This is a genomic window from Acinetobacter sp. ANC 3929, from assembly GCF_000369405.1.
Taxonomy (GTDB): domain Bacteria; phylum Pseudomonadota; class Gammaproteobacteria; order Pseudomonadales; family Moraxellaceae; genus Acinetobacter.
Genome location: NZ_KB850000.1, coordinates 654,345 through 678,040 on the forward strand (window position 1 = coordinate 654,345; position 23,696 = coordinate 678,040).

The window sequence follows — 23,696 nt, forward strand, 5'->3', positions numbered from 1 at the left end:
GTGCCCCAGTTGTAACTGGTCACGAAGTAAAATTTGCGATTTATAAAGCGAGTGGCGGGGCTTGTTTGGTTGGAAAAATATAAAAGATACGGGCAATGTGCAGATCTTCTGTCCACGAATAGCAGAGGCAGCGTACACGACTAAACCAAGCCAGTAGAAATATAATAATGAATGCAATCAGCGGAACGATCGCAGCGGCATCTAAACCATGTGAGCATAACGGACAATGCTTCATGATTTGGCTTGCCAGTGCATACACTTGTTGTGCATATGCGCTGAGCTGGGCATGTTTGGCATGCTGTAGCTGCGGTCCGTGATGCATGTCATGCGTGCTGTGTTGATGATGACTTGAATGCGTACTTGACATCAACGAGGCATTTTGAATTTCTGTGACTTGGCAATGGCTTGGCATTGCATAAAGTGCAGGTACGACGCCTGTATGGACCATCGTTGGTAAGAAGATATGCCAGAGTAAACATAGCAAAGTAACCGCGCCGAAACTGGCACGCCACTTAAGCAAATGTTGACGAAAACTGGACTTCATATCAGCGATACGTCGTAGGAGAAATGTGGCAGCAGTATAATCAAAAAATGACTTATAGATCAAAGCAAAATTAAGGTATTCTGAGACTGCTGAATTCAATATTTTATAGGCAGATCAGCGTGTCAAAAATAGCAAATCAGTCCGATTGGATTATTCGGGCTTCTGAGAGTGATCGTTTGGAAAGAATCGAAGCTTTCTTTTCTGATCATGCGTATGAATCACACCAACATGATACCTTTGCGATCGGCCGTACTTTGTCAGGCGTGCAAAGTTTTCATTATCGTGGTGAAGTCCGACATAGTCAGCATGGCATGACTATGGTGTTGCATCCAGATGAAAAACATGATGGCAGTGCAGGGACGCAAGATGGCTTTCACTACCGAATGATGTACGTTGAACCTGCATTGATTCAAAAGATCATGAAAGGCAAGCCTCTGCCTTTTTTCAAGCAGGGATTGAGTGATGATCTACGGCTTTATCGAGTGACCGATACACTTTTGCAAAATATGCAAGATTCATTGGATATTTTAGAAGAAGAAGATGCTTTGTATGACTTGGCGACAACCTTGTATGAAGTTGCAGGTCAGCCACCTCGCTCGTGGCAACGCTATGATTATATTGCGGCGGAGCGTGCTAGAGAGTTTATTCATACTTCACTTGATCAGAACATCAGTTTGGATGATTTAGAACAGAATATAGGACGCGATCGATGGAGTCTTTCTCGTGACTTCCGATTGCTATTTGGTACCAGTCCGCATCGTTATATGACTATGCGTCGATTGGATATCGTGAAAAAATGTTTGATGTACGGAGAGTCGTTGACTCAGGCCGCCATCATTGCTGGTTTCTTTGATCAAAGCCATATGACTCGGCACTTTAGTAAAGCTTTTGGAATTACCCCAGCAAGATGGAAAGAGATTTATACGCGTCAGAGATAAGCTGTGCTTGTGACTAAGAATGTTTTAAATAAGGTGCATGCCTTTTAAGAAATCAGACAACATCAATAGACCTGAAATGATTAAGAAAATTCCTAATATTTTATCGAGGCGGTTAAGCCAAATTGGATTGCTTAGTTTCTTGCCAATGACGGATCCTGCAAATGAATAAAACAGTGGTGCGCCCGCAGCACCAACAGAAATGAAGAAGGAAACAATCAGAATCAAGCTACCTGTAATATGTGCAGCAGGATACATAATTGTGGTCACAGGTAAGATCACCAAAATTGCCTTGGGATTTAGGCTTTGAATCCAGAAACCATTCCAAAAAGTTAGTGCTTTATTGTTGGTTTGACCCGTGTCGAGTTCAGTATGTACCGTCATCATTTTATAGGCTAAATAAAAGGTATAAAGCGCACCGATTAAAGCAATAAAATGTAGATAATTGTGTGGAATCAACGCTGCGCCTGCATAACCAAACACAATGAATAACATCAGCATAGAGCAGCCAACACCTGTAAAAAATCCCAATGTCCGAGAGAATTGTCCAGTCAGTCCTGCATTCAATCCCATAAAATTCACAGGACCAGGACTGTACATCACACTTAAGGTATAAAGAAAAATTTCCATGACCAACCTAAATGAATTAATAACAAAGGATGATCAAAATAGGGCAAAGTGCTGTGAGCTGTATTGTACGTTTGTGCAAGTTCATCGAATCGATAAATAAAAAAAACAGGCTCATAAGAGCCTGTTTTTATCATGAATAAAAGATCAAATTAACGTGTTGCTAATACGTCTTTTAAGGCTTCATGCATTTCAAGTAATGCTTTTTCAGTGGTTTCCCAATCGATACATCCATCAGTCACTGATTTACCATATTCAAGATCACACAGATTTTCAGGAATATCCTGACGACCACCTTTTAAGTGACTCTCAACCATGATCCCAACGATTGATTTGTTACCATCCAGAATTTGTTCCGTGATGTTTTTCAAAACCAAAGGTTGTAAGTACGGGTCTTTATTTGAGTTAGCATGACTAGTATCAATCATGATCTTGTTGCTAACTTTGGCTTTTGCCAGAGCTGCTTCTGCTTCTGCAACTGAAGTTGCATCATAGTTTGGCTTGCCATTACCACCACGTAATACCACGTGTGCATATGGATTACCTTTAGTATTGATAATCGCAACTTGACCATTTTCATTTAAGCCCAAGAAGCTGTGGCCATGTTTAACAGATTGCATCGCATTGGTCGCAACTGTTAAGCCACCATCAGTACCATTTTTGAAGCCGACAGGAGATGATAGGCCTGAAGACATTTCACGGTGCGTTTGGCTTTCCGTCGTACGTGCACCAATTGCAGACCATGAAATCAAGTCTTGATAATATTGTGGTGAGTTTGGATCCAGTGCTTCAGTGGCACATGGCAAACCTTTTTCATTCAAATCAATCAATAAGCCACGACCGATATGTAAACCTTTTTCAATATTGAAAGAGTCATTCATGTCAGGGTCGTTGATTAAACCTTTCCAACCGACTGTGGTACGTGGTTTTTCAAAATAAACACGCATCACCAGATATAAGGTGTCTTTTACTTTTTCACTGAGCACCTTGAGGCGATCAGCGTATTCATGTGCAGCTTTAGGATCGTGAATTGAACAAGGGCCAATCACCACAAACAAACGTTTGTCGTTACCATCTAAAATGTTACGTACAGTTGCACGTCCTTGTAAAACAGTTTGAGAAGCAGCATCAGATAAAGGGAGGTCAGCTTTCAGTTCTGCTGGGGTAATCAAAGTTTGAATGCTTTTAATATTAACGTCGTCGATATCTGGCTGAGAAACTGGATTTGACTGTAGAGTATTCATTGCTGTCACAAATTCAATCGAAAGAAAAGGTTATTTTGTCTACGAATATAGCATGAAATGCCGATTGATTAACTAGCGAAAAGCATAATTTATGTAGAAATAATCGGCATTGTAACGCTTAAACAATTGTAGTTACATGCTTTATTTGTTGAACAACAACAGCTTGGTGTGTTTCAACTGGCTTCGGTTTCGCCTTAATCGGGTTCACCATAAAGTTTACACCTAAAGCAAATAGGGTAATGCCTAGAATTTTACGAATCAGTCGTTCTGGCATACGTGAGCTGATGAGTGTACCGACAATAATTGCAGGAATTGAACCGACCAATAACCACATTAACAGCGTAAAGTCGACATTACCTGAAGACATGTGACTTAGGCCAGCAACCGCGGTGAGTAACACTGCATGTACCACGTCTGAACCAATGATACGAATCATCGGTAGATTCGGGAACATAAGAACTAAGGCCATGATGCCGAAAGCACCTGCGCCCACAGAAGACAAGGTCACAAAGATACCGAGCACAATGCCCATAATCACAATATAGTGACGTTTGTGTTGTAGTGCATGTTGTTCACTTTCCATATCTGCTTGTTCACGGTTACGGAATTTGTCAAAGAACTTTTCAATTTGCGCACGGAAAACAATTGAGATACCAGTCAAGGTCAACATAAAGCCCAAGACCATGGTCAATACAGCTTTATAATGGGTTGATTGACTTAGATAATGTTCAAGCACCCAAGAGGTTGCGAATGAGGCTGGAATACTACCCAAAGACAGCCAAAGTACAATAGGCCAGACAATATTCAGTTTTTTTGCATGAACGACTGAGCCACAGAATTTAGAGATTGAGGCGTAAAGTAGATCAGTTCCAATGGCGATATGTGGTTCGATTTTAAAAAGACTAATCAGGATAGGGGTCATTAATGAACCACCACCGACACCTGTAATACCGACACAGAAGCCAACCAATACTCCAGCCATAATAAATTCTATAGGACCAAACATCGACAATATGCCCAATTATGCAAAAAACAGCATATCTTATGCTTTTTTCAGATAACACGTTGTGATGAATAATGATTTACTTATGCAAAAAAAAGCTAAGGAGGCCAAATTTACGGCTTTTTAGACCCTATTTTATTCAGATTAGCTTGCTTTATGAGCTGTGATTAGTTTATTTTGAGATTTATACACGGATTGTATGTTTGATTATTTCACCTTATGTCTATTTTCATTCGAAGCCTCATTTTATCGCTGATTGCTATGTGTTTTATCACCAATAGCTATGCAATGGCTTTGTCTATGAATAAAGTGAATCAAGCTGTTGTAGAACAAGTCATTTCAAATCATGCTTCAGTCTGATTGTGGAATGTCTACGATGACTAAGCATGACCGTATGGACAGTGGCAAAATCGATACATCGCACTGTCAAAAGAGTATGTGCTGCGTAGCTGCAACTTTTGAACATAGGCATCAATCAATTGAGCGAAGCATACAATTCGTTAGAACTGAAAATTCAGCTTATATGGATCAACTGACTTTAGGCATTTATCAGTTACCTTACCGTCCCCCAAATCATGTCCCGTTTTTATAAATTCAAATTTCTTATTTTTATTTCAAGGACATGATTATGTTTAATATTAAAACCATTTTGCTTTCAACACTTTTATTGGCTACAACAGTACCTGCTTTTGCTGCAAGTGATTGCTGTAAAGAAAAAGAGGCCACCAATAAAAAAGAGTGCTGTGAAAAAAAGATGAAATGTTGTGATGACAAAGACAAAATGACTTCTCAGGAAGACCATAGCCATCACGGGCATTAATTTTTAACTTGTATAGCTATCCTCAATCGTTATTGTGGATAGCTATCGTATTCAAATCCATTTTTATTTTTTTGTCGGTTTAAGTTCATTGACCCATAACACCAATAAAAAGGTTACAGGGGTTGCAAAAATCCACCAACTTACAAATCCAATAGAACTGCCATATTTTAAACAAAGCAGACTACCAGCCAGCAAGAAGCAGAGATAAGCCAAAATTTTAAGGTGTGTTTGATAGCGAATAAAAAGCGCTTGTTTGGTTTTGTTGATTTGTTTTGAACTGCATTTATAGAGCAGTAGCATTCCTATCAGTATCAATACAAGACTCAAAATAATCATGCTTTCACCTCATTTTGGGCTAATTTTACTTTGATTTTTTGAGCTGATTTTTGTTGAATGGGTTGAATATTTCTAAAAATAAACACGGCAAACAGGGCACAGACCAGTACAAATAGATCAATCCGCAAGAACAGCCAATAACTTTGTAAATCTGTGATTAGCTGATGATTGAGCAGATAAAACAAGTTATAGACAGGTAGAATCAAGGCAACTAATCCAAAGATAAAAACCTGTGATTTCCATAAGTACTGCTTTTTCGTTAATAAAGCGATGATAAAACTCAGTCCCCAAACACCGAAAAATGTATAGATTTCATAGTTCGGAGTGCTCTCTGTTACGTGTACAAGCCGATTGGAGAAGAGATAGCCGAGCATTGCTATAGGAAGACCAATAAATGCAGCGATATTTAAACGGTCAACTAAATAATAGCCAAAATGAAATTGATTCGATTTATTTTGAATCTGACGCTTTAAGCTCCATAGCAATAGACCTGAAGCAATCATTAAACAACCCAAAATGCCTGAGCAAAAGAAGGCGAATCGTAGTATTGGTTGTGCAAAAGTCGCCATATGTAGGCCATAAACACCCGCATTTAAGAGAGCTACAGCACTTTCATTTCGGGTATTGCCCAACACGTTACCTTGTCCATCTAATGTGATTTGTGCTTGATTTAAAGTAATCGAACGATCTTCTAATTGTTTAAATGTAATAGTGACTTGGTCTGTATTTGGATTTTTAACCTCAATCGATGCTAAGGCTTGATCTCCCCATTGTTGTTTTACTTTTTCTAATAAGGTGCTGATGGGCAACATCTCAGCTTTTTTAGGTTCAGCTTGATGTGTCGTACTTTTTTCAGTGGTTCGAATTTCAGTAAAATATTGAAAAGGATTCTCAGGATAGAGTTTTTGCATCCCCCAAGGCAAATAGAGATAGAAGAAAATCGCCAATCCTGTAAAAGTGATGGTTAGAAAAAAGGGCAATGCCAGTACAGAGGAGACATTATGAAAGTCCAACCAGGAACGCTGTGATTTAAAGGTTCTGAGGGTAAAGAAATCGGTAAAGATCTTCTTATGCGTAATAATTCCAGAAACCAAGGCAATTAGCATAATCAACGCAGCAAGACAGGCAATTAGCCGTCCAACCATGATGGGAACACCATACAGCTGAAAATGGAAGTTATAAAAGAAATCTCCGCCTTGGGTCGCTGAAAGTTTCAGCTCTTGACCAGTATTGGCATCTAAACTACGGCTTTCATAGCTACCGCTGGCTTGTTGCCAATATATCTTATTGACAGGTTCATCATCATTGGCAATATTGAGAAACCATGATTTGGCGTCAGTCGCATTCTTAGCTAAATAGTCCGTTGCTGTACGTATAGCAGCGTCCTGATTAACTTGAGATTGAGCCAGTTGTGGTTGCATCCATAGATTAATCTGATGACGATAGTAGGAGCTGGTACCCATCAGGAAAATGGCGAATAAAAGCCAACCAAAAATCAAGCCTGTCCAAGCATGCAACCATGCCATTGATTGACGAACGCCTTTATTTTGCATTTTTAATTTAAACCCACAGATAAGCCAAACAATACCCCAGTCAAAACTAGACTGGTCAAGCTAAGTTTCCACAGTGAATGTGTACAAAAACTCACAATGATAAAGGCAAGATAAAAGAGAATTGAAATAAATGCTGCAAGATAGATCGCCTCTGCCTTGTCGAATATATGGCTAAATAATGAGCCGAGTCCGAGGCTCAAATGCATCATACATAAATAGCCAAGAGCAAAGCTCAGCACAAAGCGATAGAAAATGCTCAGTCGATAGACAAGCGAAATAGATGTAGATTTGGCCATAAACGGTCTTGAGGCAATAGAAGGGAGAATAAATCACACATGAAAATGATTCTTGTTCATATTAAATCTTAGGTAGATTGCAATCAATTCTTAGCTCATCGTAAATCTAGATTGTATTTTAAATAATAAACGTCATCTTAGATCAGAACTGATTTTCACCAATCATGAACAATTTGTATGGTTTAGGGTGATTCGATGTAAAATCATTCTGTTAGAATCATTTAAACATTTCTGTGGGGCGTGGGTCTTGTTAAAGCAAAAACTAAAAATTGGTATCGTGGTGGGGGAAGTTTCTGGAGATACTCTAGGGGTAAAACTCATGCGTAGTTTTCGCGAACAAGGAATCGATGCTGAATTTGAAGGGATTGGTGGCCCACAAATGATCGCAGAGGGATTTCACAGTTATTATCCAATGGAAATTCTTTCGGTGATGGGAATTGTTGAAGTCCTTAAAGATTTAAAAAAGCTGTTTGCTGTGCGTGACGGTTTAGTTGAACGTTGGACAGAGCGCCCTGTTGATATCTTTATTGGTATTGATGCGCCAGATTTTAATTTACGTTTGTCCAAGAGCATTAAAGAGAAGAATTTATCTATAAAAACAGTACAATATGTCAGCCCCTCGGTCTGGGCATGGCGTCAAGGTCGTGTTCATGGCATTAAGCGTAGTATCGATTTGGTTCTGTGTTTATTTCCTTTTGAAAAAACCTTTTATGAAAATTATGAGGTTGCCGCTGCATTTGTTGGGCATCCATTGGCGAAACAACTTCCCTTAAAAAATCCAATCACAGAAGCCAAGCATCAACTGGGCTTGTCTGCGTATAAAACTCATATAGCGTTATTACCGGGTAGTCGTCGTGGTGAAATTGAACGATTACTACCTTTATTGACTGGGGCAGCAGAAATCTTGCACCGTAAGCATCCAGATCTGGAGTTCTTAATTCCTGCGATTAATGATGCGCGTAAACATCAAATCGAACAGGGTATTCAACATCTCGATAGTAGCCTAAAGTCCAAAATTCATGTGCTAGAAAATAGTGATGCTGAATCTAAAATTGGTCGTACTGTTATGAATGCCAGTGATATTGTGGCTTTGGCATCAGGGACAGCAACTCTGGAAGCGATGTTATTACATCGACCAATGGTGACGTTCTATAAACTGAATTGGTTGACTTATTTGATTGCGAAATTCATGGTTAGAATTCCGTATTACTCATTACCGAATATTATTGCAGGTAAGAAAGTGATTGAGGAACTGATTCAAGCCGATGCAACACCACAGCATTTAGCCACTGAAATTGAAAAATTAATGGACCATGAAACCGCGCATATTCAAATGATGCAACATTTAAGCATGCATAAACAATTGATTTCAGGTAATACTGAGGATCCGGTGCAGGCAATTTTGAACTGTTTAAAAACGGAATAAATAAAAAAGGTGGCATTGAAAGCCACCTTTTTATGATGCGAATTAGGTACGAAGGATCAGTTCATAACCGGTATATTTACGGATATTGATCACACCAATATCCATTAACAAATACTGGCCTTTAATCCCTTGCAACACACCACGAATTTTTGGGGTTTTATCCAGATTCATTGATTTAATCTTTTCAGGATAGTGCTCAACGGGATAGATAAATTCTCGTGGTGTTTCATCCTCCAAGAATTCCAAATCTTCGTTAAACTCTAGATTTTGACTAAATTCATCACGAATAGTTTGAATTTTTGGAGCAAATTCTTCAAGAATTTGATCACGCTGTTCAAGCAGATTCAAGGGTTCTGCTTCACCCTTGAGCAGTTTACGCCAGTCGGTTTTATCCGCGATTTGTGTACCGATTAACGTTTCCAAATGCCCAGACAAACGACGCGAGCCAACTTTTAAGATGGGTAATGCTTGTGTTGCGCCTTGATCTAACCAGCGGGTTGGCATATTGACGATACGGGTAATCCCGATTTTCAAGGCACTTGAATTGGCTAAATACACAATATGCGGCTGGAAGCAAACATCGTGAGCGAACTGGTCTTCACGGCAAGTGCCCAAATGATAATGGCAAGTTTCAGGCTTCATAATACATAGGTCACATTCGGCCTTGGTTTTAAAACATTTGAAACAATGACCTTGTGAATACGACTTCGGTGTTTTTGAACCGCAAGAGGTACAAAAGATATTACCCGTCCATTCAATTTCGATTTCTTGCCCTAAAACGAAAGGTAGGTCAGTTTCTGAACGATCTAATATAAATTTATATTCAACATTTGCCTTGCTTGTTGATTGATCAGTTACACTATGCGTTTTGAGCGCTGCATGCATTTTATGACAAATGCCTTGTAGTTCCATTAATAAACTCTCATCTTTTCAATCAAGGGTTGCAGTTATGGCTGAACAAAATGTCATCACTTCTATGCTAGACGATTTATCTCAAGAACAGCCCATTCATACTGCACTTTGTATAGGTCAGCAGATTGACCAAAATGCTTCAATTCAATGGCATTATTTTAACGTAACTGACTTTTTAAGTCTGCCATTTACGCAGCGTTATGATTTAGGTTTTGTATTATTTGATACAGAAGAAATGCAAAACATCACTGAAACGCAAAAAGCACAACTTTTAGTAAAGCTACGAGACCTCATGGCAAAACGGATTGTCGTGGTCAGTAAACTGGATGATGAAAAACTATTACGTTCGTTGGGTTTCACTCAATTGATTGATAAAACCCAACATGACCGTGATTTTGCATTATGGCAGTTTAATATTTTGACCTATAAGCATGTCCCGGATTGGTTCAACTCCAAGTTTTGGGCGAACCCTGAAAACTGGAATAAATTTCGTTGGTAAGTCCCCAATTGTTTGGATTTTGAGTAAATGTTGATTACTTGAAGATGGGTTGCAAGTTCTTGCAAAATTTAACAATTTAACTTTGTTTTGTATTTTCAAAGCAGCGTATGCTTTTCGGATAAATATTCCAAAAGGAACGTGTAGCTCATGACAGATTTAACCAATATTGTAGAAATTTTAGCAAAGCAAGCTTTAGGCGGTCAGCAACAATCAGGACAAGCTGGTGGTTTAGGTGGCATTTTAGGTTCTGTCTTAGGACAACTTGGTGGACAGCAACAGAATACGCAAAACCAACAAGGTGGTTTAGGTGGGATTTTAGGTTCAGTATTGGGTCAATTGGGTGGTGGAAATACTTCAGCCCAAAGTAATGCAACCGGTGGGAACACAGCACAAACATTATTAATTGCAGTCCTACCTTTGGTTTTGGCTTGGATTCAAAAGCAAGGTGGTTTACAAGGGGCTTTGGATAAACTAAAAAATGCTGGTTTAAGCAATCAAGTGCAAAGTTGGGTAGATCCACAACAACAAAATGCGCAAGATGTTCCAGAGCAAAATATTCAAAGTTTATTTGATGACCAAGATGTTGAGCAAGTTGCACAACAAACTCAAGCACCTAAACAGGCGATTTATGGTGCAATTGCTTCTGTTTTACCACAAGTGATTGATTCACTGACGCCTCAAGGCAGCAGTACCAATCCTCAAGAAGCCAATCAGGATATTCAGCAAGTGTTGAATCTTGTGAGTGGTTTTTTAAAGAAATAAAATATCCGATATAAAAAAAGCCTGCTCATACAAGCAGGCTTTTTTTAATTAAGCAACTTGTTGTGACTTTTCAGTTTTTTCTATTTTATTCTGATTTAAATGTCGTTTTCTCAGCCGAGTGATGCCACAGATACCAATCAGAGAAAGCAAAGATAGGAAGCTGAATAAAAGCGCTAAAGGTAACCATTCACCAGCGTAGCGCTGTGCAAGCAAGGTCCCAATTAAGGGTGTAGAGCCGCTTGTGATCGCTGCAATCATTTGATAGGAAATGGAAATACCTGAATAACGAACTTTGGCAGGAAAAGCTTCAGCCATAAAACCAGCGACGACTGAATACAGTGAAGACAGCGCAATTACAGCCAATGTAATGCCTAAAACGATCAAATAAATATTTTTAGTGCTGACCAGCATAAACATTGGATAAGGTACAGCAATGCATAAAATGGCAGCCCAGAATAAAAAATGATGTGAACCAATTTTGCTGGCATACCATGCAGCAACTGGCATCGCAATAAATTCAAATATAGTTACCCAAAATAATGCATCTAGAATGGTTGGGCGACTGATCCCTACATATTGGGTGACATAGGTAATCATAAACGTATTGGTGAAAAAGAAACCCGCTGTACCGATTGTGATAGAGAGTCCCGCGAAAAGTACCTGAGGCCAGTAGTTTTTGAGCAATTCTTTAATTGGGAATTTGACGATTTCCTGTTTCTCCTGCATTTGTTTAAATTCAGGCGGTTCTTCAACACCTAAACGTATTGCAAGACCAATCAGCATAAAGACAAAGCTCAACAGGAACGGAATACGCCAGCCCCAAGTGAATAAGTCTTTTTCATCTAATGAGGTAATGGTTCTAAAAACCAATAAGCAAAGGATTAGGCCAGCAGGACTGCCCATTTGAGCAAAAGAAGCAAAAAAGGTTTTTTTATCAGCAGGTGCATGTTCACTTGCCATTAACACGGCACCACCCCATTCACCTCCGACAGATAGACCTTGCATAAATCTCAGGACAATCAGCAGTATAGGAGCCCAAACTCCGATACTGTTATAACTTGGTATGAGTCCAATTCCTGTGGTTGCTAATCCCATCAATAGCATTGTGAATAGCAACATTTTTTTGCGGCCGAATTTATCGCCTAGATGTCCAAAAATGAGGGCTGCAATAGGACGTGCAATAAAACCGACTGCAAAGGTTGCAAAAGCAGCCAATGTGCCAGTGACAGGATCGGTTTGAGGAAAAAATACGATACCGAGTACTAAAGCTGCGGCAGTGGCATACACATAGAAATCATAAAACTCTACGGTTGTGCCGATAAATGCTGCCGCAGCAGCCCGTTTTGATTGTTCTATCTTCATCCTATAAAACCTTTAATATTCCTTTATTTCATTATTATCATTTGTAAATACAATTATTTATGTATCTTTACGCCTGGCAAAACACATAACATTTCATAAAGTAAATTGGCACCTAATAAAGACGTATTGCCCGTGGTATCGTATGGCGGCGATACTTCGACCAGATCACATCCAACAAGATTCAAGCCCTGACAACCCCGAACAATTTCTATTGCCTGAATTGTGGTCAACCCACCAATTTCGGGTGTACCTGTACCGGGTGCCCATGCAGGATCAATCCCATCAATATCAAAGGAGAGGTAAACAGGCCCACCATCTACTTGCTGTTTTACTTCTTCCATCAAAGGAGCCAGTGATTTATGCCAACATTCTTCGGCCTGAACGACACGAAAACCTTGACGTCTACTCCAGTTAAAATCGTCTGCGCTATAGCCCTGAGCACGTAAACCAATCTGAACAACACGTTGACAATCGAGTAAGCCTTCTTCTGCGGCACGGCGAAAAGTGGTGCCATGTGCGACTTTTTCGCCAAACATTTCATCGTTGACATCAGCATGCGCATCAATATGAATGAGGCCAACAGGACCATGTTTTTTATAGATCGATCTGAGGATGGGGAGGGTTAGTGTATGATCGCCACCCAGTGTGAGTGGAATAATTGGATGCGCCAGAATGTGGTCATAATGTTCTTCAATAATGCGTACTGTTTCAGCTAGGTTAAAGGTGTTAATAGGAACATCACCTAGATCTGCAACATTCAAAGACTCAAAAGGTGCGGCACCTGTTGCCATGTTATATGGGCGTATCATGACCGATTCAGCACGGATTTGACGGGGACCAAAACGGGTACCTGACCGTAAGGAGGTGCCAATATCTAAAGGAATACCAATAAAAGCAGCATCTAGGTTAGAAAGCCCAGCCTCATGTTCTACCACTGGAAGGCGCAGCATTGAGGCAATACCACCAAATCGAGGCATTTCATTTCCACCGAGTGGTTGATTTAACATCTTGTTCATTTATTTCTCCTTTTATTTATTTATCAACCAGCCTCAGGTAGGAATAAATCCTTTTTTTAAAAAATTTAGTTCAGATTTTTCTAAACTAATCTGATGTTGGATGCTTTAAAATAATGCAGAGGAAATAAGGAAAATATGATGGAAGAAGTGGCCTATTCTGATATTAAATTAATTCGAATTTTTGTCAGCGTTGTAAGGAATAAAGGCTTTGCAAATGCTCAACAGGAGTTGAATCTATCAACCTCCGCAATTAGTACCTATATGACTCAACTAGAACAAATCGTGGGTTTTAAGTTATGTGAACGAGGACGTGGTGGTTTTTCTTTAACGCAAAAAGGAGAGATGTTTCTACAGGAGGCCAAACGGATTTTGCATGAACTGGAAAATTTTTCAAGGCATACGGCTCAGATTAAAGGTGAGTTAACCGGTACGTTAAGAATCGGTATGTTAGATTCAATGGTAACCGACAAGAATATTCCTCTCGATCAAATTATCAGTGCTTTTTCAAAACAAAACCCTCATATTTATATCAAAATTCAGGTGCAGTCGCCGTATGAGCTGCAAATGGGAATTTTAGAAAATCGTTTTGATGTCGCGATTGGTTCATTCTTTATGAAAATGAATGGGGTTATATATCAGCCTCTCCATAAAGAACAGCATTGGCTATTTTGTAGTGATAAACATCCTATGTTCGCACAGCAGAAACTGACTGCTGACGTCATTCGACAAGGAAAAATGGTGAGTCGTGGTTACTGGAGCCACACTGAACTCGCAAAACAGGGATTTAAGCATTCATTTGCGACAGTTGATTCCATGGAAGCACAATTAATTTTAATTTTATCTGGGCAGTACATTGGTTATTTACCCGAACATTTTGCACAGTACTGGGTGGAACAAAAACGTTTAAAAGTTCTATTACCCGCAACGTTCGGTTACTGCGCGCCATTCTCTCTTATTTTTAGGCGTGGCAGAACACGGGAAATAGTGATTCAAAATTTTCGTAAAGTGATAAAAAATTTTTTTGATGAAAAATAATAAATGTAAAAATAAAAGGGCTGATAGCCCTTTTATTGTTTGTATGACTCGAACTTCAAATTAGAAGTTATATTCCATACCTAAACCGATTGTAGTTTTCTTATCATCTTTTACCAACCAATCACGTTTTTGTTGACCTACAACACCGTAGAAACGCGTTTGTTTGTTGATTTGGTAGTCAGCACCCACACCATAGAGATCTTGTTGACGGTCTTTACGACCATTCACTTCAGTTGTAGAAGAGATATATTCTGCTTTCAACTTCACTGGAGTCGATGGGATTGTATAAGCAGCTGTTACGCCATAAGCATCTTCTTGTAAACCTTTGTATGAAACAGCAGGTGTAGTACCTACCACAACTGTATCATCTGTTGGTTGAGCAGTTTGCCATAGAGCACCAAATACTAAACCGTTAACGCCAGCAGGTGTTAAGTCTAAAGAACCTGTTACACGGATTGCGTCTGAATAAACGCTATTGTCACCACTTAGGTCACTATACGCGTTGTATTTTGATGCAACGCCAAAGTTACCAGCAACAGCTGCTGCCAAGCCCCAGTCCTTATTTTCATAAGTAAGCGAGGTAGAAACACCATCGCCGAAACCATCACGGCTGCCTTTTTGACCTTTTGCATCATTTTTAATGGCAGACGATTCTTCACCTTGTTGGAACATGATGTTGAATGCTAAACCACCTAACAATTTTTTATCAGTTTCAAAACCAATCACGTTCTTTAAGCGATCTTCACCAACGAGTACCTTCGTCATATCCAGTTCGTTGTGATCGTTGAAAATATCTTGGTTGTTACCAGCAGCATTTTTAAAGTAAGAATCGAATTGACCTACTTTTAAAGTACCGATACCTTCAGATTTAATACCTACATAACGGTTACGGTTGCTGAATGATTGATCGCCATCACCATCTGCATTAAATTGCCATTCGATCAAGTAAACTGCAGAAAGGTTATCAGTCAGTTTTTCTTCGCCTTTCACCCCAATACGAGAAGCGTTAGAGTTTACTTTTGTTACGCTTTCATCTTTAAAGCCATTTTTATCAATTTGATCCAAAGTCACATTGAGCTTACCATACAATGTTGGTGCTGCTTGCGCTGCATTCATGGCTAAAGTTGCTACAGTAGCAGCAAGAAGCAATTTTTTCATTGAGATTTCTCCAAAACACTTTTTGTAAATGGCTGATGCCTTAGTTACTGTTATGAGCTTGCATATGTACATAAAGTTACATAGCTCACTGACTTGTATGCAGTATCGGTAAACTTTGTGACAGAGAAGTGAAGAATAAATGACAGTTTGATGACGATTCATATTTAGTAATAATTATATTTCTTATTATTTTTTATATAATTAGGAAATAAAAAAGACGGAGTAAAGGCTCCGTCTTTTTAAAAATCAAAAACTAGAGTGCAGCTTTGATCTTTTCAGCTAATGCTTCAATCTTTTCCTGATCACCCATTTTTGCGGCATGGCGACCAAGTTCATGCACTGAACTTGGAATCAAATGGAAGTGTACATGAGGTACCGTTTGTCCTGCTGCTGCACCAGACAGCTGCATTAAAACGATACCTTTAGCATCTAACGCTGCTTCTATAGCTTTTGCAATTTTTTGAACAATTTGGATGGTATAGGCAGCCGCATCAGCAGGTAGATCTAGCAAAGTCACAGCAGGTGTTTTAGGAATTACTAAAGCATGACCATCGGCTTGGGGCATAATATCCATAAAAGCGAGAACTTGGTCATCTTCATAGATTTTGATCGCAGGTAATTCGCCGCGTAGGATGCGTGCAAAAATATTTTGGTCATCGTATGCCATGATTCATCCTTTAAATAGAGCGTATTGCTTTAAGCGGTAAAATGCAGAGGGATACGGAGCAGTTAACTCCGTAAAGGATTATCTATTTGCAGTTTAGCTCTTTTTGGCGAGCTTTGATTTCATCAAGACGTTGTTGTTCTTTGTCTGAAAATTTTGGTTTAGTGGTGTGGCAGTTTTCATTACCAAACTTTGCTTTAGCATCTGCATCTTTGAAGCAGAAACCCTTAGATGCATAGATCAGGTTATAATCGTCCTGTAATTTTTTACATTCTTGTTCTGGTGTTGCAGCTTGTACACTAAAACCAGTCAGGGTAACTAAACCCGCGAAAACTGCAACCATTAACTTATTCATGAGGTGTTCCTCTAATCAAAAAAGTATAAATCAAAGCTGTATGGAATCTATTCATATGGCACTTGATTGCTACGTATATACCAATATAAGGTTTATTAAAGAAATTTCAATGAAACTGTATAGTACGAGTGTAATTTTACTCCATAATTTATCCATATAATACAGAAAAACCTTATATATCAATAGTTTTTATTTAATTTAATATAAAACAAGTGATTATATTTATTGTTGTTTTTCATACTTTAACTTAGTTGTATGGCATTTGGGCATTTTTTACGATATTGCAATTTTGTTGTTTCTCTGACTCATAGCTAAATTTTAGGAAAGAAATAAGCTTTCATCAACGCTAAGGATTGGGTGCCCTAGGGTTCTTAATTATTTAGTTTATCTTTAAAATAATCACAAGAATCGCATAATTTTGTTGATTTGCATCACGCTTTTATCTATATTCGCTCTGTTGTTTGATAATAACTAAACAACAAGAACCTTCATTCAGCGCAAAAGAATTAAGGGGAAGCCCACTCATTAGAGTGGGCTTTTTAATCGCCGAAAATATTTAGATGAGTTTTAAATCGATGGAAATAACCATATGTCAGACAATGGTTAAAGATTGTACTTAATGTAGGATTGTGTAACTGGAAAAACCATTTAAACTAAAGAAACTATACATAAAATTCAATAGCCCAGCTATATTGTATAAAGTTTGTAATACAATTAATTTATATGCTCTTGAAATTGTGTTTTGGGGAACATGATGAATGATGGTTTGGGAGTTGTTGTCTTTTATATTTTGAATATACTTGGACTGCTAATTTTTGTAGTAGGTAGTGTGCTTGGGGATTTAACACTACTGTCAGTGTGTATAGGGCTTATCGCTTGTGCATTCTTAATAAAATATGAGTTCAATATAGCTGTTGTTTTTTGGAAAAAAGCCGAATAATTTAAAATTCTAAGAAACCGTACTAATGAGTACGGTTTTTTTTATGGCTGAAATTTGTCTAGACGACATCATAAGCGGACTAAAAGCATTGAACTTTAGAATGGGTATATACCTACATTCATTGTTGGAATGCATTTACTTCGGCCGATCTGTTGAAGCATACGAAGGAAGGTGAAATTGATTAAACTTTAATTTTTGGCTGAAATGCTAATTTTCTTAGCACAATATGTTTCACAATTTTCTCATGAATATGTGATAATTGCCTCGATTTTGTGAGGAATAGTGAAATATGGATATCTTGAAATTTTTGAAAAGCTTCCATACGACAGGGTCTTATTTAACACTTGCCACTTTGTTATTGGCTTCTCTTATTGTATATTTTTACTTTATTAACCCAAATTAAGACGATGATAAAGTAAAGCTAATCCTGCCTTCATACATTTTTAATTATAAGAATATTAACTATTTTTTGTTAAAACTTCAAAAATTAATTCACCTCATCTGCGAAGATGGTTTTTTATTGTCTAAAGAAAAGTGATATGGTTCAGAAATCTTAGCTGTTAGCTGGGTGGATTGAGCGAAAGCGTCAGAGTAATCGTTTGATGCGTGCTTTGATCAACGTTATTTCATTGAGCATAATAGCTTTTAAGTGATAAAGCGGTTAGGTAGGGTAGGAATGATTGATGAAAGCGATATTTGATTTCTTAATAAAAATCGGTCTTGACAGTTTAATAAGAACAAAGAAGCATCCTACTGATGACTCAAGTAATATTGCAATTGCAACTGATGTTACTGAAATGCTGGGTGTCGCCATTGATTCAGCAAGAATTATAAGTGTTGATGGTATTCATCTAATTACAAGCTTTGAAAATTTAAAATTGCATGCCTATGACGATAGTACAGATGTGTGGACGATTGGCTTTGGCACAACTGTTTATCCAAACGGTACTCGAGTTAAGAAAGGTGACTCTTGTACTTTGGAACAGGCAAAGTTCTTTTTTCAGCATGATTTAAGACGATTTCAGGCTACTGTAAATGAAAATGTAAGTGTTGCGTTGTCTCAAAATCAATTCGATGCACTGGTTTCTCTGACTTATAACATTGGCCAGACAGCTTTTAAAAATTCCACACTTTTAAAAAAGTTAAACCTCAATGACTATGGGGGTGCAGCAGATCAATTCCTAGTTTGGAATAAAGGTGGAGGGAAAATCTTAAGAGGGTTAGTGCGCCGTCGTGAAGTAGAGAGGAGTTTATTCTTAAAGATGTAATTATTATTTGTGCCGTAGTGTCTTGAGATTTTAGTTATAACAATAACTTCATTTTGTTTTAAATTTAATTTACCAATCAATAAAAAAGACTATGCATTTGTTAAGTAGATCACACTATTCAAGTGATTAATCTCCTTTTATCAGGAACTAAAATTTAACATTTGATAAAAATATGTTTGTAGTTATATTCGGGAAACACATTACTAAATCAGGTAATGTAGAATTTCAGGATGAAATACAATGAAAAAAACAGCAACAAAAATTGTAATAGCAACTACTTTGATCACATTAACTAATCTGACTTATGCACAGGAATTTAAAAGGTTTTCTGTTTCAGTGGGTTGGTTACATGTGATGCCTCAGGGTAAAGCAAATCCTTTTAATATTAATACGAATGTTAAAAATGGAACGGTAGCTACAGTTGGAAGCATTTCAACGACTAGCTTTCTAAATTCAGTTGATCCGAATGCAATGGGAACTGATTTAGGTGGTGAGAAATTTAATCAAAAAGAATTTCTAGAACTGGCTTTAGCTGACCCATCTATGACTGTCTTGCTAACAGATGGGAATGGTAATATTTTGCCTGAGGTGGCAGGCAATGCTAATATTTACGGACTAGAAAAATGGCAACAAAATGGTGCAGGTTTAGAGGTTGATGACGTAGATACCTTGGGCTTGACGTTCAACTATTACTTGAATGATAAAGTTTCATTACAGTTTATTGGTGGAATACCACCAAAAGTTGATATTAAAGGTAAAGGGGAAATTTTGGCCCCATTAAGTGGGTTGGCCGTATCACCGAATGATATTGTAAAAATTCTATTCCCTGATGGAATTACACTGGGTCAAGCTGTACCTATTACTAATTTAGGTAATAAATCTAAAGCCGCAACAGTTCGTGCCTGGACACCAACAATAGAAGCACAATATCAGTTTGGGAAAAGCGGAGTAGATAAGTTTAGGCCATATGTTGGTGCAGGTTTGATGTATGCTCATTTTAATCAAATTAAACTCAATGATGGTATCCGGTCTGATCTAATCTCAGCTGGACACATGATTCAAAATGTATTGGACGGAAAGGCTGGGGCTGCGTTAGATCGTAAAGTTTCGAGTGGTGATATGAGTGTTAAAGTCGATGCTGATGATGCAATTGCACCTATTGTTTCGGTTGGTTTTACTTATGACTTTAATGATTCTTGGTATGGCGTAGGTTCGGTTTCCTATGCGAAGCTGAATAATAAGGCAACAATTGATGTTGTCAACAATAGCACTGGCAGTAGATTAATTCATGCAACAACAAAGATTGATATTGACCCACTTATTACCTATATGGGGATTGGCTATCGCTTCTAAATACTAGTTTCTGCTATGAAGGGTGTAGAGAAGAGTGATTATTCGTGTAGCTGCTCTTTTCTACATAATAATTTTATAATGCAGGAGGTGTGAAAGACTTATTATTTTGAGCAGTAGGATTTAAATAAGAACTATACGAATTGATCTGATACATCCTTAATATAGGTAAATTATACCGAAGAGAAAAATATATGAATGTTTGTTTTTTGATCAATTAAAACTCAAATGAGAGTTGAATTGTGTGATAATTCTCGTAACTTATCAATAAATTGCGAAATATGACTATTTTGAAATTCTTGAAAAGCTTCAATACAACGGGGTTCTATTTAACACTTGCAAGCATTCTGCTAGCTACTCTTATCGTATATTTCTATTTTATTAATCCAAATTAAGTGAGAGATTTTGGAGATTAGGAAAATAGAAAAAAGAGAATATTCTTTAAAAGTAATATAAAAGCCCTCATTCGAGGGCTTTTATATAAATGAAAATTAGCTTGATGTTACCTTCATCAATATCACACCAAATACGATAGAAGCAGCAGCTAAAAGACGTAAAAAGCCCATTGGCTCATGCAGAAAAAATATACCAATCAAGAATGCACCAACAGCACCGATGCCAACCCAAATCGTATAGGCAGTGCCTAACGGTAAAGTTTTCATTGCCACAGCGAGTAGGCCGAAGCTTAAGATCATAAATACAATGGTAATGATGCTGGGGGTAAGTTTAGTAAAACCATCGGACATTTTCATTGAATATGCCCATACGATTTCAAAAATACCAGCCAAAATTAGATAGGCCCAAGCCATTTCGACACCTCATTATTAATATTTTAGGTCGTCCTAAAGCTTGAAAAAACTCAACAAAGAGGTCGTCCTCTTCTAAGCTATATAAGCACCACTGCGGAATGACTTCAATTTATTTTTGTTAAATTTTTCCTGTTGGTAAAAGGTATTGAATAAACAATCCCTTTTACTTATTACCCTGAGATGAAAAGGTATTTCATTTACGAAACATAAGCTTGCACATCGTATTCAGGTTCACCTGCTAATACAGAAACGAATTTCTCAACGGTCTCAGCTGTGAGCAGATACGGGTTGAATTCTTCTAGATGGTACTTCGTAAAAAAATCTGAAATGTTCTGATTAATAGGGGAAAATTTCATAGACCATTGTGAGAAAAATTGATTTTCACATTGAGTGTAATAGAGGATTTCACAATTGATATGCCGTTCGTCTTTCACAATTTTGTTATAAAACAAATCATCAACAATATGCTTTTGACCTTCTAGACATTGTACAAAATAGCCATGACCATAATATAAAACACCTCTAATATCATTGCGATAATTAAAATCAACAGCCTCATCAAGGATTTTAATCAGGTCTTTTTTTAAGTTTGAGTCAATATTCTTAATTTTGCTTACGTATAAAAGTCTTACAGACTCCATTAAATATGCTCATTTTTGAAGGTTGATACCTTGTTATATAGAAAAAACAATAGTTTGTATACTTTAGTCTGTAACAGGAGTCGTGAATAACATAAACCATCACTGCTTAATCTGAGTGAAAACGGAGAGTTAGTCATAATTTGCCAAGGAGAAAAAGGCGAATGTACTTGAAATCTGATCTATACATTTTTATTGCGAATTAAAATATTATGTGAACTAGAGTCGGGCTATCTGCATGGAATTATTAATAAAATGTGATTTTTATCACATATTCATAAAGGATTGATTAAGTTTTGAATTAAATTTACAACTTATTAAGCTGCTGATTTATAAAGTGAAAAAATAATAACAATATTTTTGGTTACAACCATTTTGTCGACAAGTAATGATCTACTTTGCCATATTGCGTTTGCGAAACTTAGCAAAGGTATTTGTCTATGGTGTCATTTCTGTTTATTGGTTTGATTATTACGATCTTACTAACACCAGGTCCAACGAATACATTATTGGCTTCATCTGGAATCCAAGCCGGGATCAAACGTTCTCTGAAACTGATCCCCGCGGAGGTCATCGGTTATTTTATTGCCATTACAACATGGGGCTTTTTACTTGAGTCTGTTTCACACTATGTTCCTTGGCTACCTCCTTTAATTAAATTGCTCAGTGCGACTTTTATTATTTATTTGGCAATTAAATTATGGATTACTTCAACTAGAGATCTAGATTTGAATCAACCTTTGATTACCTCTAAGGCTTTATTCGTAGCGACCTTACTTAACCCGAAAGCATTATTATTTGCTTCAGCCATTTTTCCACACACTGCTTGGATCAACCTTCATGAATATCTTGTTCATATGGGGACGTTCTTAGCATTAATTACTCCGATTGCTTTCTTATGGATCGCGTTTGGATCTATTTTAATTTCCAACAAAATTTCTTGGCTGAATCAACGTAACTTGCAACGTTCGGCAGCGTTTGTTTTGACTTTCTTTGCGATGCCGCTGGCTTATTCAGCAATTTCATCATTCTAAATTTATTTTTGCTATTGTATTTAAAATTTAAAAAATTGGAGTTTTTAATGAAGACTATAAAAATTAAAGTAAAGGATCAATTTGAAGCTGAAAAGATCGCGACTGCCAAAGTAAAGGCCATTAATGATCAAGAAATTCCTTTCTTTAAACGAATTGAACATATCGAAGTTGAAGGAGAGATTCTTTTGCCAAATATGGATTTGCTTTTTGAGAACCCTAAAGATGGAAGTATTTATCGATATGTAGGGGCTGTTTAGGCATATTTAGATACGTCTCAATAAGACCTCCTTCGGGAGGTTTTTCTATCCCGATAAATAAAAGAAGGTCGTCGCTCCTGTTAGGCTATAGAATATGTTTATGAAATTGATATACAGATCTACACAGCCTTGGTTTTTAATGGAAAGATTTCAAAATTGATGTGAATACTAGTAAGCCCTATGACCAAATTGATCTTGAATCAATAGAGGAGATCGCTATTTCAATTCAAGCAAATATTGTCGATGCGCTGATTGTGGTAGATATGCAGAATGCTTTTGTATCAGGTGCAGAAGCTGTGCCTGCATCAAAGCAACTGCTTGCTTCAATCCGTATTTTACTTGCTAAGGCGAGGTCTGCTCATGCACCAGTGATTTTCTTGCAAAATGATGGAGAAATCGGGGCTTTAGATGAACCCTACGAAGTTGGCTGGGAGTTATTTTTTCCTCCAGAGCCGCATGAAATTATTATTCGAAAAAGTGAAGATAGTGGTTTTAAAGGAACATCACTTCAACAAATTTTGGATGATCATCATGTTAAGTCTATAGCGATATGTGGTGTTTTATCTGAAATGTGTGTTGCTGCAACAGCACGTGCTGCTTTAGAACTTGGTTTTGATGTGTTGTTACCTCATGATGCGCATGCGACTTATGATGTGCCAGCAGGACCAGGATCGGAGAGTGTACCTGCTGCTATGGTGGCTAGAGTAGCAGAATGGTCACTTGGTGATGAAATTATAATTTGTGCATCAGTGAATGAGGTATTTTTTTAAGAAAATTTGACACAAATGATGATACACAACAAAGTGTTATAATCATTAAAAACCACCCAAATGAGCGGTTTTTAATATTTTAT

The 23,696-nt window shown here is 37.7% G+C and carries 27 protein-coding genes and 1 pseudogene; 13 read left to right on the forward strand and 15 right to left on the reverse strand.

Going from position 1 to position 23,696, the window contains the following annotated elements; all coding sequences use genetic code 11:
* Window positions 1-40: 40 nt before the first annotated feature.
* Window positions 41-544: a hypothetical protein gene (locus tag F909_RS05350; RefSeq protein ID WP_005152778.1), complete on the reverse strand. Its 504-nt coding sequence runs from the start codon at window positions 542-544 to the stop codon at window positions 41-43.
* Window positions 545-663: 119 nt separating this feature from the next.
* Here F909_RS05350 and F909_RS05345 point away from each other — a divergent pair, with 119 nt between their 5' ends.
* Complete coding sequence (locus tag F909_RS05345) at window positions 664-1,482, forward strand: AraC family transcriptional regulator (protein WP_005152780.1); 819 nt, start codon at window positions 664-666, stop codon at window positions 1,480-1,482.
* Between the two features lie 24 nt (window positions 1,483-1,506).
* Here the strand turns inward: F909_RS05345 and F909_RS05340 are convergent, their stop codons facing one another.
* From F909_RS05340 to F909_RS05330, 3 genes are all read right to left on the reverse strand, one after another.
* Window positions 1,507-2,109: a LysE family translocator gene (locus F909_RS05340; protein WP_005152782.1), complete on the reverse strand. Its 603-nt coding sequence runs from the start codon at window positions 2,107-2,109 to the stop codon at window positions 1,507-1,509.
* Between the two features lie 149 nt (window positions 2,110-2,258).
* Window positions 2,259-3,350, reverse strand: coding sequence for a 3-deoxy-7-phosphoheptulonate synthase (locus F909_RS05335; protein ID WP_005152784.1), 1,092 nt, complete (start codon window positions 3,348-3,350; stop codon window positions 2,259-2,261).
* Between the two features lie 118 nt (window positions 3,351-3,468).
* The gene (locus F909_RS05330) at window positions 3,469-4,356 is read right to left on the reverse strand and encodes a sulfite exporter TauE/SafE family protein (RefSeq protein WP_005152786.1); all 888 of its coding nucleotides are present in this window, start codon (window positions 4,354-4,356) and stop codon (window positions 3,469-3,471) included.
* Window positions 4,357-4,572: 216 nt separating this feature from the next.
* On the opposite strand from F909_RS05330, the pseudogene F909_RS0120335 reads away from it, so the two are divergent.
* Window positions 4,573-4,945, forward strand: a pseudogene (locus F909_RS0120335) (hypothetical protein).
* A gap of 36 nt (window positions 4,946-4,981) precedes the next feature.
* On the forward strand, window positions 4,982-5,173 hold the full coding sequence (locus F909_RS05325) for a hypothetical protein (protein WP_005152789.1): 192 nt from the start codon (window positions 4,982-4,984) through the stop codon (window positions 5,171-5,173).
* Between the two features lie 63 nt (window positions 5,174-5,236).
* On the opposite strand, the gene F909_RS05320 is transcribed toward F909_RS05325, so the two are convergent.
* The 3 genes from F909_RS05320 to F909_RS05310 are packed head-to-tail and all read right to left on the reverse strand — an operon-like array spanning window position 5,237 to window position 7,358.
* Window positions 5,237-5,509, reverse strand: coding sequence for a hypothetical protein (locus F909_RS05320; protein WP_005152792.1), 273 nt, complete (start codon window positions 5,507-5,509; stop codon window positions 5,237-5,239).
* Window positions 5,506-7,062: a PepSY-associated TM helix domain-containing protein gene (locus F909_RS05315; RefSeq protein ID WP_005152794.1), complete on the reverse strand. Its 1,557-nt coding sequence runs from the start codon at window positions 7,060-7,062 to the stop codon at window positions 5,506-5,508. The genes F909_RS05320 and F909_RS05315 overlap by 4 nt, the downstream gene beginning before the upstream one ends.
* A gap of 2 nt (window positions 7,063-7,064) precedes the next feature.
* Window positions 7,065-7,358, reverse strand: a complete 294-nt coding sequence (locus tag F909_RS05310) for a hypothetical protein (protein ID WP_005152796.1) — start codon at window positions 7,356-7,358, stop codon at window positions 7,065-7,067.
* A 247-nt stretch (window positions 7,359-7,605) separates the two neighbouring features.
* Here F909_RS05310 and lpxB point away from each other — a divergent pair, with 247 nt between their 5' ends.
* Window positions 7,606-8,784, forward strand: a complete 1,179-nt coding sequence (lpxB, locus tag F909_RS05305) for a lipid-A-disaccharide synthase (protein ID WP_171067321.1) — start codon at window positions 7,606-7,608, stop codon at window positions 8,782-8,784.
* Window positions 8,785-8,826: 42 nt separating this feature from the next.
* On the opposite strand, the gene F909_RS05300 is transcribed toward lpxB, so the two are convergent.
* Complete coding sequence (locus F909_RS05300) at window positions 8,827-9,696, reverse strand: DUF2797 domain-containing protein (protein WP_005152802.1); 870 nt, start codon at window positions 9,694-9,696, stop codon at window positions 8,827-8,829.
* Between the two features lie 37 nt (window positions 9,697-9,733).
* On the opposite strand from F909_RS05300, the gene F909_RS05295 reads away from it, so the two are divergent.
* Window positions 9,734-10,195 (forward strand): DUF6231 family protein, encoded by a 462-nt coding sequence (locus F909_RS05295; protein WP_005152807.1) that lies wholly within the window; start codon window positions 9,734-9,736, stop codon window positions 10,193-10,195.
* 147 nt (window positions 10,196-10,342) lie between these two features.
* Window positions 10,343-10,957 carry a YidB family protein gene (locus F909_RS05290; protein WP_005152809.1) on the forward strand — a complete coding sequence of 205 codons (615 nt, stop codon included), beginning with the start codon at window positions 10,343-10,345 and terminating at the stop codon, window positions 10,955-10,957.
* Between the two features lie 48 nt (window positions 10,958-11,005).
* Here F909_RS05290 and F909_RS05285 read toward each other — a convergent pair whose 3' ends face one another.
* The gene (locus F909_RS05285) at window positions 11,006-12,319 is read right to left on the reverse strand and encodes an MFS transporter (protein ID WP_005152810.1); all 1,314 of its coding nucleotides are present in this window, start codon (window positions 12,317-12,319) and stop codon (window positions 11,006-11,008) included.
* Window positions 12,320-12,372: 53 nt separating this feature from the next.
* A complete protein-coding gene (gene speB / locus F909_RS05280) occupies window positions 12,373-13,335 on the reverse strand; it encodes an agmatinase (RefSeq protein ID WP_005152811.1) in 963 nt (320 codons plus the stop codon).
* 138 nt (window positions 13,336-13,473) lie between these two features.
* On the opposite strand from speB, the gene F909_RS05275 reads away from it, so the two are divergent.
* Window positions 13,474-14,370, forward strand: a complete 897-nt coding sequence (locus F909_RS05275; protein WP_005152814.1) for a LysR family transcriptional regulator — start codon at window positions 13,474-13,476, stop codon at window positions 14,368-14,370.
* Window positions 14,371-14,430: 60 nt separating this feature from the next.
* On the opposite strand, the gene F909_RS05270 is transcribed toward F909_RS05275, so the two are convergent.
* The 3 genes from F909_RS05270 to F909_RS05260 all read right to left on the reverse strand — a co-directional run bounded on the left by F909_RS05270 (window position 14,431) and on the right by F909_RS05260 (window position 16,547).
* Complete coding sequence (locus tag F909_RS05270) at window positions 14,431-15,528, reverse strand: porin (RefSeq protein WP_005152816.1); 1,098 nt, start codon at window positions 15,526-15,528, stop codon at window positions 14,431-14,433.
* A 253-nt stretch (window positions 15,529-15,781) separates the two neighbouring features.
* Window positions 15,782-16,195, reverse strand: a complete 414-nt coding sequence (locus F909_RS05265; RefSeq protein WP_005152819.1) for an HIT family protein — start codon at window positions 16,193-16,195, stop codon at window positions 15,782-15,784.
* A gap of 82 nt (window positions 16,196-16,277) precedes the next feature.
* Entirely contained in the window at window positions 16,278-16,547 is a 270-nt protein-coding gene (locus tag F909_RS05260; RefSeq protein ID WP_005152820.1) for a YARHG domain-containing protein, read from the reverse strand.
* Between the two features lie 754 nt (window positions 16,548-17,301).
* Between F909_RS05260 and F909_RS05255 the strand changes: the two genes are divergently transcribed.
* From F909_RS05255 to F909_RS05245, 3 genes are all read left to right on the forward strand, one after another.
* A complete protein-coding gene (locus tag F909_RS05255; protein ID WP_005152822.1) occupies window positions 17,302-17,487 on the forward strand; it encodes a hypothetical protein in 186 nt (61 codons plus the stop codon).
* A 683-nt stretch (window positions 17,488-18,170) separates the two neighbouring features.
* Window positions 18,171-18,755: a lysozyme gene (locus F909_RS05250; RefSeq protein ID WP_005152830.1), complete on the forward strand. Its 585-nt coding sequence runs from the start codon at window positions 18,171-18,173 to the stop codon at window positions 18,753-18,755.
* A gap of 240 nt (window positions 18,756-18,995) precedes the next feature.
* The gene (locus F909_RS05245; protein WP_005152831.1) at window positions 18,996-20,108 is read left to right on the forward strand and encodes an OmpW/AlkL family protein; all 1,113 of its coding nucleotides are present in this window, start codon (window positions 18,996-18,998) and stop codon (window positions 20,106-20,108) included.
* A gap of 488 nt (window positions 20,109-20,596) precedes the next feature.
* Here F909_RS05245 and F909_RS05240 read toward each other — a convergent pair whose 3' ends face one another.
* Both F909_RS05240 and F909_RS05235 read right to left on the reverse strand, forming a co-directional pair.
* Window positions 20,597-20,914: a DMT family transporter gene (locus F909_RS05240; protein ID WP_005152836.1), complete on the reverse strand. Its 318-nt coding sequence runs from the start codon at window positions 20,912-20,914 to the stop codon at window positions 20,597-20,599.
* A gap of 197 nt (window positions 20,915-21,111) precedes the next feature.
* Window positions 21,112-21,555, reverse strand: coding sequence for a BLUF domain-containing protein (locus tag F909_RS05235; protein WP_005152839.1), 444 nt, complete (start codon window positions 21,553-21,555; stop codon window positions 21,112-21,114).
* A 437-nt stretch (window positions 21,556-21,992) separates the two neighbouring features.
* On the opposite strand from F909_RS05235, the gene F909_RS05230 reads away from it, so the two are divergent.
* From F909_RS05230 to F909_RS05220, 3 genes are all read left to right on the forward strand, one after another.
* Complete coding sequence (locus F909_RS05230; protein WP_005152841.1) at window positions 21,993-22,586, forward strand: LysE family translocator; 594 nt, start codon at window positions 21,993-21,995, stop codon at window positions 22,584-22,586.
* A gap of 47 nt (window positions 22,587-22,633) precedes the next feature.
* Window positions 22,634-22,843, forward strand: coding sequence for a hypothetical protein (locus F909_RS05225; protein WP_005152844.1), 210 nt, complete (start codon window positions 22,634-22,636; stop codon window positions 22,841-22,843).
* Between the two features lie 188 nt (window positions 22,844-23,031).
* Entirely contained in the window at window positions 23,032-23,613 is a 582-nt protein-coding gene (locus F909_RS05220) for an isochorismatase family protein (RefSeq protein WP_050559998.1), read from the forward strand.
* Window positions 23,614-23,696 lie beyond the last annotated feature (83 nt).